This window comes from Pollutimonas rozaliensis (assembly GCF_048751585.1).
In the GTDB taxonomy this organism is placed as follows: Bacteria; Pseudomonadota; Gammaproteobacteria; order Burkholderiales; family Burkholderiaceae_B.
In genome coordinates, this window is sequence record NZ_JAZHOB010000339.1 from 1 (window position 1) to 241 (window position 241).

General features: G+C 43.2%; 1 protein-coding gene. It reads left to right on the forward strand.

Going from position 1 to position 241, the window contains the following annotated elements; translation table 11 throughout:
- Nucleotides 1-27: 27 nt before the first annotated feature.
- Nucleotides 28-241: hypothetical protein (locus V0R37_RS23150; protein WP_420376698.1), on the forward strand; the 214-nt coding region annotated here is incomplete at its 3' end.

Sequence of the window (241 nt, forward strand, 5' to 3'; positions counted from 1 at the left end):
GCGCTAAACAATATTGCACGCGCATGCTTGATCACTGCTGATCGAATAATATCTGCATTAAGTGCGACAGAATTACACACTGTCATTTTTGAGCGGAACTTAAATGAACTTGTGGCTGGGCTGCTCGAAGTGGAATCTTCTCTCAGTAGCGATATTGCTACCTGCCTACGCACATTTTATCCGGATAGTGAACGCAGTAAAAAGCAAAGTGAGATTACTCAACAATTGGCTAACGCTGATG